At 65.1% G+C, this 12,461-nt stretch carries 10 protein-coding genes, 1 tRNA gene and 2 pseudogenes; 8 read left to right on the top strand and 5 right to left on the bottom strand.

Annotated features, from left to right (window positions below; genetic code table 11):
• A pseudogene (locus EU800_RS24420) lies at window positions 1-125 on the top strand (IS481 family transposase); the annotation flags it as partial.
• 141 nt (window positions 126-266) lie between these two features.
• Complete coding sequence (locus EU800_RS24415) at window positions 267-2,171, top strand: DUF3604 domain-containing protein (RefSeq protein WP_129636096.1); 1,905 nt, start codon at window positions 267-269, stop codon at window positions 2,169-2,171.
• A 136-nt stretch (window positions 2,172-2,307) separates the two neighbouring features.
• Here EU800_RS24415 and EU800_RS24410 read toward each other — a convergent pair whose 3' ends face one another.
• The 5 genes from EU800_RS24410 to EU800_RS24390 form a co-directional block, all read right to left on the bottom strand.
• Complete coding sequence (locus EU800_RS24410) at window positions 2,308-2,556, bottom strand: hypothetical protein (RefSeq protein ID WP_129636095.1); 249 nt, start codon at window positions 2,554-2,556, stop codon at window positions 2,308-2,310.
• Between the two features lie 3 nt (window positions 2,557-2,559).
• Window positions 2,560-3,309: a triose-phosphate isomerase gene (gene tpiA / locus EU800_RS24405; protein ID WP_129636094.1), complete on the bottom strand. Its 750-nt coding sequence runs from the start codon at window positions 3,307-3,309 to the stop codon at window positions 2,560-2,562.
• A 103-nt stretch (window positions 3,310-3,412) separates the two neighbouring features.
• Window positions 3,413-4,258 carry a LysR family transcriptional regulator gene (locus tag EU800_RS24400; RefSeq protein ID WP_129636093.1) on the bottom strand — a complete coding sequence of 282 codons (846 nt, stop codon included), beginning with the start codon at window positions 4,256-4,258 and terminating at the stop codon, window positions 3,413-3,415.
• Window positions 4,259-4,516: 258 nt separating this feature from the next.
• On the bottom strand, window positions 4,517-4,885 hold the full coding sequence (locus EU800_RS24395; protein WP_129636092.1) for an iron-sulfur cluster assembly accessory protein: 369 nt from the start codon (window positions 4,883-4,885) through the stop codon (window positions 4,517-4,519).
• A 61-nt stretch (window positions 4,886-4,946) separates the two neighbouring features.
• Window positions 4,947-5,309 (bottom strand): SUF system Fe-S cluster assembly protein, encoded by a 363-nt coding sequence (locus EU800_RS24390; RefSeq protein ID WP_129636091.1) that lies wholly within the window; start codon window positions 5,307-5,309, stop codon window positions 4,947-4,949.
• A 43-nt stretch (window positions 5,310-5,352) separates the two neighbouring features.
• Between EU800_RS24390 and EU800_RS29190 the strand changes: the two are divergent.
• From EU800_RS29190 to EU800_RS27330, 6 genes and pseudogenes are all read left to right on the top strand, one after another.
• Window positions 5,353-6,900 (top strand): annotated as a pseudogene (locus EU800_RS29190) (putative bifunctional diguanylate cyclase/phosphodiesterase); the annotation flags it as partial.
• 196 nt (window positions 6,901-7,096) lie between these two features.
• Window positions 7,097-8,227, top strand: a complete 1,131-nt coding sequence (tgt, locus tag EU800_RS24380; RefSeq protein ID WP_129636090.1) for a tRNA guanosine(34) transglycosylase Tgt — start codon at window positions 7,097-7,099, stop codon at window positions 8,225-8,227.
• A gap of 324 nt (window positions 8,228-8,551) precedes the next feature.
• Window positions 8,552-10,969, top strand: coding sequence for an endopeptidase La (gene lon, locus EU800_RS24375; RefSeq protein WP_129636089.1), 2,418 nt, complete (start codon window positions 8,552-8,554; stop codon window positions 10,967-10,969).
• Between the two features lie 99 nt (window positions 10,970-11,068).
• Window positions 11,069-12,043, top strand: a complete 975-nt coding sequence (locus EU800_RS24370) for a carbon-nitrogen hydrolase family protein (protein WP_242500815.1) — start codon at window positions 11,069-11,071, stop codon at window positions 12,041-12,043.
• 82 nt (window positions 12,044-12,125) lie between these two features.
• Window positions 12,126-12,200 (top strand) — tRNA-Val (locus EU800_RS24365).
• A 52-nt stretch (window positions 12,201-12,252) separates the two neighbouring features.
• Window positions 12,253-12,461, top strand: a 209-nt coding sequence (locus EU800_RS27330) for a hypothetical protein (protein WP_207209999.1), incomplete at its 3' end; no start/stop codon positions are given.

Here is a 12,461-nt window from a genome sequence, read left to right as displayed (position 1 = left end):
TCGCCCGAAGGCTCAAGACCCTCAGCGGTCTCACGCCATACGAATACATCTGCAAGATCTGGACTTCAGAGCCAGACAGATTCAATGTCGATCCGATCCACCAAATGCCGGGACTGAACACCTAGAGTGCGGGACTTTGCAGACATCGGAAGATTTCGGCTCGGCGCCCACAAGCTGAAGTACAAAGCCTTACGATCGCACCGCCATATCGCTTTACAGAATTGAGGATCGCACTATCTTTGCGCAAAGCTTCGGGGAGAACCTTTATGACACTTCGCGCGCTGATTGCCGCCAGCACCGCCCTTCTTGCCATGCCTGCAATGGCGCAGGAACTGCCGCACGCGATCCCAGACCAGGAAATCGAGTACTCGCCCTATCTGCAGGAAAACTTCCCGAACCAGGTTTTCTTCGGCGACACGCATCTCCATACCGCCTTTTCCGCCGACGCCGGACTGGCGCTCGCAACAACCACCCCTGACGATGCCTATCGGTTCGCCAAGGGAGAGGAGGTAATCTCGTCTCAAGGTCTCCCGGCACGCCTCCAAAGGCCCCTCGATTTCCTCGTCGTAGCCGACCATTCCGAAAACCTCGGTATCGCCTTGGCGCTGAACGAGGAAAACCCGATCCTTGACTACAACGAATGGAGCCGGACCCTGGCCGAGACCTATGCTCCCGGAACCATCGAGGCGATCGAAGAATCCTATGTTCAGTGGTTTGGTGCGGTGAACGAGCCGGGCGGCGGCGACCCCATGGAGGGCTCGGGGCTCGACGAGACGATGTGGTCGCGCGTGACCGAGGCGGCGGAGCGTCACAACCAGCCGGGCACGTTCACCGCATTCATCGGATACGAATGGACCTCAGGTCCGGACGGCAACAACCTGCATCGCAACGTCATCTTCCGCGATGGCAAGGAACTGGCGGATCAGGTAGTGCCCTTCTCGACCTACGACAGCGACGACCCCGAAGACCTTTGGCAGTGGATGGCCGATTACGAGGAATTGACCGGTGGCCGCTTGCTGGCCATCCCGCACAATGGGAACCTCTCCAATGGGTTGATGTTCGACGACGTGACCCTTTCGGGCGAACCGCTCAGCGCAGACTACGCCGAGCGCCGGCAGCGGTGGGAACCGATCTACGAAGTCACTCAGATCAAGGGCGATGGCGAGGCGCATCCGATGCTGTCGCCGACCGACGAATTTGCCGACTATTATACTTGGGACAAGGGCAGCTTCGGCGAAGAGCCCAAGACGCCGGAGATGCTGCCTCGGGAATATGCCCGCGCCGCATGGAAGCGCGGCATGGCCTACGAGGCCGAACTCGGCGTCAACCCGTTCAAGATGGGCGTCGTCGGCTCCACCGACAGCCATACCGGGCTCTCGACCGCGCAGGAGAACAACTTTTTCGGCAAGGTGACACTGGTGGAGCCGACAGCCGACCCTGTCCGCTTCGAGGAATACATTACCGGTCGCTTCACCCCCGATGATCCTTCGGATGATCAGGTTCATGGTGACGGCCTCGCGGCGGGCCTTGCCGCAGTCTGGGCTCGGGAAAACACACGCGAGGCGCTGTGGGATGCGATGAAGCGGAAGGAGACCTTCGCAACGACCGGCACGCGGATGCGCGTGCGTGTGTTCGGCGGTTTCGGCTTCGATGAGGGCGATATCGAACGCTCGGACTTCGCCGCCCACGGCTACGGAAAAGGCGTACCAATGGGAGGCGATCTCAGCGCCGCACCCGACGGCGCCGCACCGGGATTTCTCATTCGGGCGATCCGCGATCCGGACGGTGCGAACCTGGACCGTGTTCAGATCATCAAGGGCTGGACGACGCCCGACGGCACGACCGAGGAACGGGTCTACGATGTCGTGTGGTCTGACGACCGCGAGCCGGGCGCGGATGGCAAGCTGCCAGCGGTCGGCAATACGGTGGACGTCGCGGCGGCGACCTACACCAACTCTATCGGCGAGCCGTTCCTTCAAGGCTTCTGGCAAGACCCGGACTTCGATCCGTCGCAGCGCGCTTTCTACTATGTCCGCGTTCTGGAAATTCCAACGCCGAGCTGGCTGACCTACGATGCCGCCTTCTTCGGCGTCGAGATCCCGGAAGGCAAGCGGGAGACTCAGCAGGAGCGCGCCTACACCTCGCCGATCTGGTACACACCAGAGGGGTGAGACACAGAGGTCCCAACTGGTCGGCTTAATCCCATTGCTACCGGTTGATACGACAAGGGCGGCGCTCTACTCGTGGCGCCGCCCGATTGTTTTTCGGGTCTGCATTGGGCTCAAGGCAGTCATCTGACAGAAATAATCAGATGACTTTTAGGTCGGCAAAGCCGCCGCTGAAGTAGTCCAAGGCAATGTGCCGAATGGGCTGATAGCCGTCACTCACGGCGCCGAGGACGTCTGGCGGCTTTCCGGAAAAGGAGAGAGTTGGGTCTGCGGACCGGGAATCCGGGCCGGTCGTCTTGCGCCGGGTGCCGATGCGCTGTCGGCCGGGAAGCGCGTCGGCGCGGGGGCGGGCGGCTTCGAGCGCAGGTGCCCCGAAGCCGCCCTGCATCGATCAGCTGTTCTGCAGCGCGTCGATGATGGCGCCGAAATCGGCGGCCTTGAGGGAGGCGCCGCCGACCAGGGCGCCGTCCACGTTCTCGACAGCGAAGATCTCGGCGGCGTTGGACGGTTTCACCGAGCCGCCATAGAGCAGCGAGACGGCGTTGCCGGTCTCGGCGCCGAAGCGTTCGACGAGGCGGGCGCGCATGAAGTCGTGAACTTCGATGATCTGCTCCATCGTCGGGATGCGGCCGGTGCCGATGGCCCAGACGGGCTCATAGGCGACAACGAGATTGTCGCCGGTCACGCCATCGGGGATCGAGCCGGCCAGTTGGCTGCCCACGAGGTCCAGCGTCTCGCCGGCATCGCGCTCATCCAGCGTCTCGCCAACGCAGACGACGGCCACGAGGCCCGCGCCGATGGCGGCCTGGGTCTTGGCGTTGACGATCTCGTTGGTCTCGCCGTGATCGGTGCGGCGCTCGGAATGGCCGAGGATCACATAGGCGCCGCCGGCATCCCGGATCATCTCGGCCGAGATGTCCCCGGTATGCGCGCCCTTGGCGTTCATGTGGCAATCCTGTGCGCCCGTCGCGATCGGTCCGCGGCCGATGCGCCGGCTCATCCGCTCGAGCAGAGTCGCCGGCGGGCAGATCAGCACGCCGCAGCCCGGTTCCGGATAGGCTGCAATCATCGCATCGATCTCGGCCAGAGAAGCCTCGGTGCCATTCATCTTCCAGTTTCCGGCGGCCAGTTTCTGCGCCATGGGGAGTCCCTCCGTTTGGAAATTCGGGTTGGCGCCAGATTGCAGGGGGCGCGGGGGGCGTCAAGGCTTCCGGGGCGCGGCCGATTGATGCCTTTCGGCGCGGTCACTCCACCGGATCCCTCCGCGCCGCGCCGGTGAGGAGGCCGGCCAGCGCCTCCAGCGCCGCGCGGACCGGCGGGTCGTGGCGCGCCGCGTGATGGCAGACCAGCCACTCCTCATGCGCGATGTCGCTGACCGTGTCCGAGAGGCGCGACAGGCCGGGTTCCGGATCTCCTGCGAAACAGGGCAGCAGCACGCGCCCGACACCGGCCCGCGCAAGGTCCATCGCCAGCCGTGCGTCGCTGGCGAGCATGACGACGCGATTGGCCCGGTTGCGCCAGAGCCAACGTTCCGACGGCGTGGTCGGGCCGTCGCGGGGCAGGGTGATGTAGCCGGTCACCTCCGGGCTGACGCCGTATTCGGCATAGTCGACGCGGCGCGTGCGTCGTCCGGCGAGCCAGTCCTGCTCGGGCCGGCTGTTGCGGATGCCGATATCGGCCTCGCGGCGCGCGATGTCGACATTGCGGTTCGAGGCGAGGAATTCGGGCACCCAGGATGCGTCGGGCGACCAGATCTGCGTGATCCGGCTTGCAAGGAAGCGTGACGTCCAGAGCCCGGCGGTGATCCGGACCCGCGCCACGCCGCCGCCCGACCGCCAGCGCGCGACCCGCTCGACCGCGGCGGGGAGCCCCGCGGCCTCCTCGGCCAGCGCCCGCCCGTCGGCGGTCAGCGCATAGCCGCGCGCGCCGCGCAGGAAGAGCCGGCGGCCCATTTGTGCCTCGAGCCGGGTCATCCGGCGGCCGAGCGTCGGCACGCTGAGGCCGCTCTTGGCCGAGGCCGCGCCGAGCGAGCCCGCCTCGGCGACATCGAGGAAGAGCGAGAGGTCGTCCAGGTGGAGCGGGGGTTTCATTCTTGAAAGTCTTCTTGCGTTGCGGCGGTCTCGTCTCGCCGTTTTTCAACGTCTAGATTACCGAAGAATTCCAGAAATGAAAGGAAAGGCGATGTCGAACCGGGCTCTATACAGCTTCCGGGACAGTCCGTGGTCTCTTCCCGAGTGTCCGTCGACCGAGGCCGAGCGGATCCGCGCGCGGGTTGAGAGTCGGCATAAACGGTCCCGCCGCCGCGCCCGCCTGATGTGGCGCGCGTGGCTCTTCGGACGCCGGAAGGCTCAGCGTTCGCCGGCGGTCAGCTTCTCGTCGAACTTGATGGATTCACCGCAGCCGCAGGCCTCGGTGACATTCGGGTTCCTGAACTTAAAGCCGGATTCGAGCAGCGAGACCTCGTAGTCGATCTCGGTGCCGAAGAGGAACATCTGCGCCATCGGCGCGATCATCACCCGCGCGCCGTCCTGCTCGACCAGTTCGTCATGCGGGTCGATCGTATCGGCGAACTCCATCGTGTATTCCATGCCCGCGCATCCGCCCTTCTTGACGCCGAGCTTGAGCCCCTGGTGGCCGTCGCGTTGCATCAGCTTGACGATATGAGCGACCGCGCGCGGCGTCAGAGTCACGGCCTGCTTGCCGGGAATGGAAAACATGACTTCATCCTTCCTGTCCTGCCCCGAAACTGGGGGTCCGGACGCTTCCGTGCAAGGGGGATCACATGAAGCCGAGCTCGAGCCGGGCTTCGTCCGACATCATTTCCATGCCCCAGGGCGGTTCCCAGGTCAGGTTAACATCCACGGACTTGACCCCGGGAATCGGCTCGATCGCCTCGGCGACCCAGCCTGGCATCTCGCCGGCCACCGGACAGCCGGGCGCGGTGAGCGTCATCGTCAGCTGGACCTCCGAGTCCGGGTTGATCGCGATCGTGTAGATCAAGCCGAGATCGAAGATATTTACGGGAATTTCAGGATCGTAGACGGTCCGGCAGGCCTCGACGACGGACTCGTAGAGCGGGTGGTCGGTGGTCGAGGGGCGGATCAGCGGCTCGCCTTCCATAGGTGTCGGTTCGGAGGTCATCGTGGGCCTGGCTATGATGGATTGTCGACGAATTATATAAGGAATGTGGGCGCGACGGTCCAGTGGGCAGATCAGATTCGTCTGTCGTGGCTCCTGCGTCGTCCTTGGATTAGGCAAATGTTCAGGGTTTTCGAGTGAATGTTCCTGCGGAGACCGCGTTGGAGCACTGGCTGTGAAGAAGATCGGACGGCGGTATATCGTGCCGATTTCGGTTCTGGGCCTGGTCTGGGTGCTGGCCAGCGAGTTCGATGTCTTCGAGCGCGTGTTCGAGTTCTCGCGCCAGCACGAGGCATGGAATCTCGACGAGCTCTTTGGCCTCTTCATCATTTTGGGAGTCAGTCTGCCGTTCCTTTTCAGCTACTGGAGTGTCCAGCTCCGCCAGGGGCTTCGCGAACGGCTCGCGGCCGAGGCGCGGGCCCGTCACATCACCTGCCACGACGCGCTGACCGGGCTGCAAAACCGGCGGGCGCTGTCCGAGGTGGTCGGAGCGTTCATCGACGCGGCGGAGCGGACGGGCGGCTCGCTGGCGGTGATCCTGATGGATCTCGACCGCTTCAAGCCGATCAACGATCTGCGCGGGCACGAGGTCGGCGACCGGGTGCTTCAGGGCGTCGCGAAACGGTTGCGGGAGCTGTGTGGTCAGCATCAGGTTCCCATCCGGCTCGGTGGCGACGAATTCGCCGTCGTTCTGCGCGAGAACAGCTCCTATGACGCGGCCACCGGGCTCGCCCGCCGGGTGCTCGCGGCGATGGAGCGGAAGTTTGCCGTGGATGGCGAGGACCTCGTGGTCGCAACCAGCATCGGCATCGCGCTCTGGAGCCGAGGGCTCGACGAGGAGCAGCTCTTTCGGAACGCCGAACAGGCGATGTATCGCGCAAAACGCGAGGGCGGCGGGCGCATGGATTTCTTCGACGACGAGCTTGGCGAGCACCTGCGTGCGGCGGCCGAGCTCGAGGTCGAGCTCACCGCCGCGATCGAGGCCGGCGCCATCGTTCCCTACTTCCAGCCCATTGTCGACATGGCCGACCGCCGTCTTGTCGGCTTCGAGGTCCTCGCGCGCTGGCACCACGCGCGGCTGGGGCCTGTTCCGCCGTCCCGCTTCATACCGCTGGCCGAAGCCACCGGGCAGATCAACGCGATCAGCTGGCTCATCCTGCGCCGTGCTTGCGAGACCGCCATGGCCTGGCCAGCCGGGCTCGACCTTTCCTTCAACCTCTCTCCGAAGCAGTTTCGCGACGCCAGACTGGCGGCAACCATTTCCGACCTGCTGCGGCAAACCGGGTTTCCGCCGGGCCGGTTGGAGATCGAGATCACCGAGACCGCGGTGATCGAGGATCTCGCCTATGCGCGCGAGACCATCGATGAGCTGCGCTGGCTCGGCATCCGGATCTCGCTGGACGATTTCGGCACTGGGTATTCCAGCCTCGCGACGCTGTCCCAGCTGCCCTTCGACAAGCTGAAGATCGACCGGAGCTTCGTGATGCAGCTTCTGGACGACCCGCAGAAGGCCAAGATCGTGGCCGGGATCATCTCGCTCGCCGAGTCGCTCGGCCTGACCGTCACGGCGGAGGGCATCGAGACCGAGGAAGCCTACGCGATGCTGGCGCGGCTGAACTGCAAACTCGGGCAGGGATATCTTTTCGAACGGCCGTTGCCGGGTGCGGAGGTTGCCGAGCTCCTGCTCTTGGGCCGGCCGTGCCGTCCACCCGGCGCGATACTGCTCGTTCCGGTCCGTCCGGACAGCATCGGCGGATTGCACTTGCCGGTCGGTTCTGGGAAGGAGGCGCATGAACGAGACTGTGACCTTCGAACTGATCGCGACCGACGGCAAGGCCCGGCGCGGAACCCTCCGGACGCCGCGCGGCGAGATCCGGACGCCGGCCTTCATGCCCGTGGGCACGGCGGCGACGGTCAAGGCGATGCTGCCGGAAAGTGTCCGAGAGACCGGCGCCGACGTGCTGCTGGGCAACACCTATCACCTGATGCTGCGTCCGACGGCCGAGCGGATCGCGCGGCTCGGCGGGCTGCACCGGTTCATGAACTGGGAGCGGCCGATCCTCACGGATTCGGGCGGCTTCCAGGTCATGAGCCTGGCCGAACTGCGCAAGCTCACCGAGGACGGTGTGACGTTCCGGTCGCATGTCGACGGGTCGTCGCACAGGCTCACCCCGGAGCGGTCGATGGAGATCCAGCGCCTGCTCGGCAGCGACATCGTGATGTGTTTCGACGAGTGCACCCCGTTTCCGGCGGAAGAGGCGGTCGCGCGGGACTCGATGCGGCTCTCCATGCGCTGGGCACAGCGCTCGCGCGATGCGTTCGGCGACCGTCCCGGGCACGCTCTCTTCGGCATCCAGCAGGGCAGCACCTTTCTCGATCAACGCGCGGAGAGCGCCGAGGCGCTGACGTCGATCGGTTTCGACGGCTATGCGATCGGCGGGCTGGCGGTCGGCGAAGGGCAGGCGACGATGTTCGAGGTGCTCGACCACGCCCCGGCGATGCTGCCCGAAGACCGGCCGCGCTACCTGATGGGGGTCGGCAAGCCCGACGACATCGTCGGCGCGGTGGCCCGCGGCGTCGACATGATGGATTGCGTGCTGCCGTCGCGCTCCGGGCGGACCGGGCAGGCGTTCACCCCCCGCGGCGTGGTCAATATCAAGAACGCACGCCACCAGGACGACCCGCGCCCGCTCGACGAGACCTGCGGCTGCCCGGCCTGCCGATCCTATTCGCGGGCCTATCTGCACCATGTCTTCCGGGCCCGCGAGATCATTTCCTCGATGCTGCTGACATGGCACAACCTGCACTATTACCAGGTTCTGATGCAGGACATGCGCGCGGCGATCGAGGCCGGGCGCTTCGCGGCCTGGCAGTCGGAGTTCCACAGCAATCGTGCCCTGGGGGATATCGAGCCGCTTTGATCGCGAGCGCGGAGCGGACCTGCCGGGCGCGGCCGGACCGGCGCACGAGATTCCCGTGCCGATCAGCCGGCGCCTCCGCCTGATGCGTCGCGGTGGAAAATTGGCGCCTGCGAAGCCGCCACGCGACGGGTTCGGAGGAAAGCTGTCGCGGGACAGCGTTGTCGGCTTGCCCCCGTGTCGGCCGACAGGCAGACTGGGGACAATGCCGGGATCTGGTTGAAAACGGCAGTCCGAACGCCCATCTGTGAAAGCCATGACCGGAGGGAGCCGAGCGTTGCCGCATGTCGGGACCGGAGTTCCCCTGCCAAGAACAGGACAATGAACATGACTGAGTCGCTGAGCCCGTCCTATCCCGTGCTGCCGCTGCGCGATATCGTGGTTTTCCCGCATATGATCGTCCCGCTCTTCGTTGGACGGGACAAGTCTGTCCGCGCCCTGGAGGAGGTGATGCAGGACGACAAGCAGATCCTGCTCGCCAGCCAGATCGACGCGTCCGAGGACGACCCGGACACGCGTGGCATCTACCGCGCGGGCGTGCTCGCCAACGTCTTGCAGTTGCTGAAGCTTCCCGATGGCACCGTGAAGGTGCTCGTCGAGGGCATTCGGCGTGTGAAGATCCTGGAATATCTCGACAATGACAGTTTCTTCGAGGCCCGCGCCGAGTTCCTGACCGAGCAGGAAGGCGACAAGGACACCATCGCCGCGCTGGTTCGCTCGGTGGGCGAGGAGTTCGAGCGCTACTCCAAGGTCAAGAAGAACGTCCCCGAGGAGGCGCTGGCCGCTGTCGCGGAGACCCGCGAGGCGGCGAAGCTCGCCGACCTCGTCTCCGGCCATCTGGGGCTCGAGGTCTCGCAGAAGCAGGAGCTTCTGGAGACGCTGTCGGTCGCCGAACGGCTGGAGAAGGTCTATGGCCTGATGCAGGGGGAGATGTCCGTCCTGCAGGTCGAGAAGAAGATCAAGACCCGCGTCAAGAGCCAGATGGAGCGGACGCAGCGCGAGTATTACCTCAACGAGCAGATGAAGGCGATCCAGCGCGAGCTGGGCGATGGCGATGACGGCCAGAACGAGATCGCCGAGCTCGAGGAGCGCATCGCCGCGACCAAGCTCTCCAAGGAGGCGCTGGAGAAAGCCGAGGGCGAGCTGAAAAAGCTCAAGAACATGAGCCCGATGTCGGCCGAGGCCACCGTCGTGCGCAACTATCTCGACTGGATGCTGTCGATCCCGTGGGGCAAGAAGAGCCGCGTGAAGAAGGACCTCCACCGCGCGCAGGAGATCCTCGACAACGACCATTACGGGCTCGAGAAGGTCAAGGAACGCATCGTCGAGTATCTCGCGGTGCAGCAGCGCTCGCAGAAGCTCAGGGGGCCGATCCTCTGCCTCGTCGGCCCGCCGGGCGTCGGCAAGACCTCGCTCGGCAAGTCGGTCGCGCGGGCAACGGGCCGCGAGTTCATCCGCATCAGCCTCGGCGGCGTGCGTGACGAGAGCGAGATCCGCGGCCACCGGCGGACCTATATCGGCTCGATGCCGGGCAAGATCATCCAGTCGCTGAAGAAGGCGAAGACCACCAATCCGCTCATCCTGCTCGACGAGATCGACAAGATGGGACAGGATTTCCGTGGCGACCCGGCTTCGGCGATGCTGGAGGTGCTTGATCCGGAACAGAACTCGACCTTCGTCGACCATTACATGGAGGTGGAATACGACCTCTCCAACGTGATGTTCCTGACCACGGCGAACAGCTACAACATGCCGAGCCCGCTGCTCGACCGGATGGAGATCATCCCGCTTGCCGGCTACACGGAGGACGAGAAGCGCGAGATTGCGCGGCGTCACCTGCTGGCCAAGCAGATGAAGAACCACGGGCTCAAGGCCAAGGAGTTCGAGCTGACGGACGAGGCGCTGACCGAGATCATCCGTACCTATACCCGCGAGGCGGGGGTGCGGAACCTCGAGCGGGAGATCGCAAAGCTGGCGCGGAAGTCGATCACCAAGATCATCAAGAAGGACGCCGAGCGGGTCACGGTGAGGCCCGAGGATCTCGAGGACTTTCTGGGCGTCAAGCGGTTCCGTTACGGGCTGGCGGAGAAAGAGGACCAGATCGGCGTGGTGACCGGGCTCGCCTGGACCTCTGTCGGCGGCGACCTGCTGTCGATCGAAGCGCTGCGCCTGCCGGGCAAGGGCCGGATGAAGACCACCGGCAAGCTCGGCGACGTGATGAAGGAATCGATCGACGCCGCCAACAGCTTCGTGCGTTCGATTGCACCGGAGATCGGGGTGAAGCCGCCGAAATTCGACTCGTTGGACATCCATGTCCACGTGCCGGAAGGCGCGACTCCCAAGGACGGACCGTCGGCGGGCGTCGCCATGGTGACCTCGATCGTTTCGGTGCTGACCCGCATCCCGGTCCGCAAGGACATCGCCATGACCGGCGAGGTCACGCTGCGCGGCAACGTGCTGGCGATCGGCGGGCTCAAGGAGAAGCTGCTGGCGGCCCTTCGGGGCGGCATCAAGACCGTGCTGATCCCCGAGGAGAACGCCAAGGACCTCGCGGAGATCCCCGACAACGTCAAGGAGGGGATGGAAATCATTCCGGTGGCCCATGTCCGCGACGTCCTGAAACATGCCCTGGTGGCCGTGCCGGAGCCGATCGACTGGGACGAGGCGGCCGAGGAAGCCGCCGCGGCCGAGCGCGCGCGCGAACGCGAGGCGGCCGCCGCGGGAGCGACGCCGACCGCGCATTGATCCCGGCCTGAGCCGGGCCTGACGGGCGCTCTCCGGAGCGCCCGTTTTCGTGTTCGGCCTGTCCTGTGCTATCGTCTGGCTGTCATCGGGCGGGAGAGCTTGCGCGAAGCGAGCCGGCAGGAGCCCGAACTGGAGGACAGCATGAAGGTCGCCATCGTTCAGCAACCACCCGTTTACCTGGATATCGAACGGACGCTGGAGCGCGGCGCCGAGCTGATCGCCGAGGCGGCCGCGCAGGGCGCCGAGATGGTTGTCTTTCCCGAGGCCTGGATCCCGGGCTATCCGACCTTTGTCTGGCGCCTCGCGCCCGGGGCGGGCATGGGCAAGACGGATGCGCTCTTTGCGCTCAGCCAGGCAAATTCGGTCGATCTCGGTCGCGGCGGGCTGGACCCGCTCCGCGCCACCGCGCGGGAACACGGTGTCGTTCTTGTTGTCGGTTTCCAGGAGGTCGACGGCGCCACCAGCGGCAGCACGCTCTACAACAGCTGCGCTATCGTCGACGCAGATGGCACAATCCTCAACACTCACCGCAAGCTCATGCCGACCAATCCCGAGCGGATGATCTGGGGCTTCGGCGATGGCGCCGGGCTGCGCGTCGTCGAGACGGCGGTGGGCCGGGTCGGCGCGCTCCTGTGCTGGGAGAATTACATGCCGCTCGCGCGCTACGCGCTCTACGGGCAGAACATCGATATCTATGTCGCCCCGACCTGGGACAGCGGCCAGAGCTGGCTCGCCACGATGCAGCATATCGCCCGCGAAGGCGGCTGCTGGGTGATCGGCTGCGCCACCGCCCTCCAAGTCAGCGATATCCCCGAGAGCCTCCCGTATCGGGCGGAGCTGTTCGGCGAGGGCGAGGACTGGATCAACCCGGGAGACGCGGTCGTCTACAAGCCCTTCGGCGGCGTCCATGCCGGGCCGATGCACGCGGAAAAGGGCCTCCTCTACGCGGAGATCGATCCGGCGGCGGCGCGCGCGGCGCGGCGGAAATTCGACGCGACGGGCCATTACGCCCGGCCCGACATCTTCACCCTGACCGTCGACCGCACGCCCCGGCCTCCCGTCCGTTTCGACTGACCTTGTAGTGGGGCGTTTTTCGTCCCCCGCCGCGATCGCCCCCTTGCAGAGCGCCGGAGGGAGCGCTAAGACGCGCGGCACCGGGTGATTAGCTCAGTGGTAGAGCGCTTCGTTCACATCGAAGATGTCGGGGGTTCAAATCCCTCATCACCCACCATTTCTTCTAATATCAATCGGTTATCCTCTCCAATGTAAGGTTTGGAGAGACAGTGAACCATACACTTCCCAAGAACATCTTCCGGCGTGGCAAGGGCTATGCCGTGCGCTACACGGTGCCTTCTGAGGTCCGATCTGAGAACGGCAGTGGAATAGTCGACCACGGTAGCGGCGGGGATGTTTCTCGCTGCGGGCGGAGCAAAAGTCGCCCAGTATCGGCCCTTTCTGTTCTGATTTCAGGGGGGCGGGAGCATTTTCACCG

This window comes from Tropicimonas sp. IMCC6043, assembly GCF_004146235.1.
GTDB lineage: Bacteria > Pseudomonadota > Alphaproteobacteria > Rhodobacterales > Rhodobacteraceae > Tropicimonas.
Note: the sequence above shows the minus strand (reverse complement) of the source record. Positions and strands in the feature narration are given on the sequence as shown.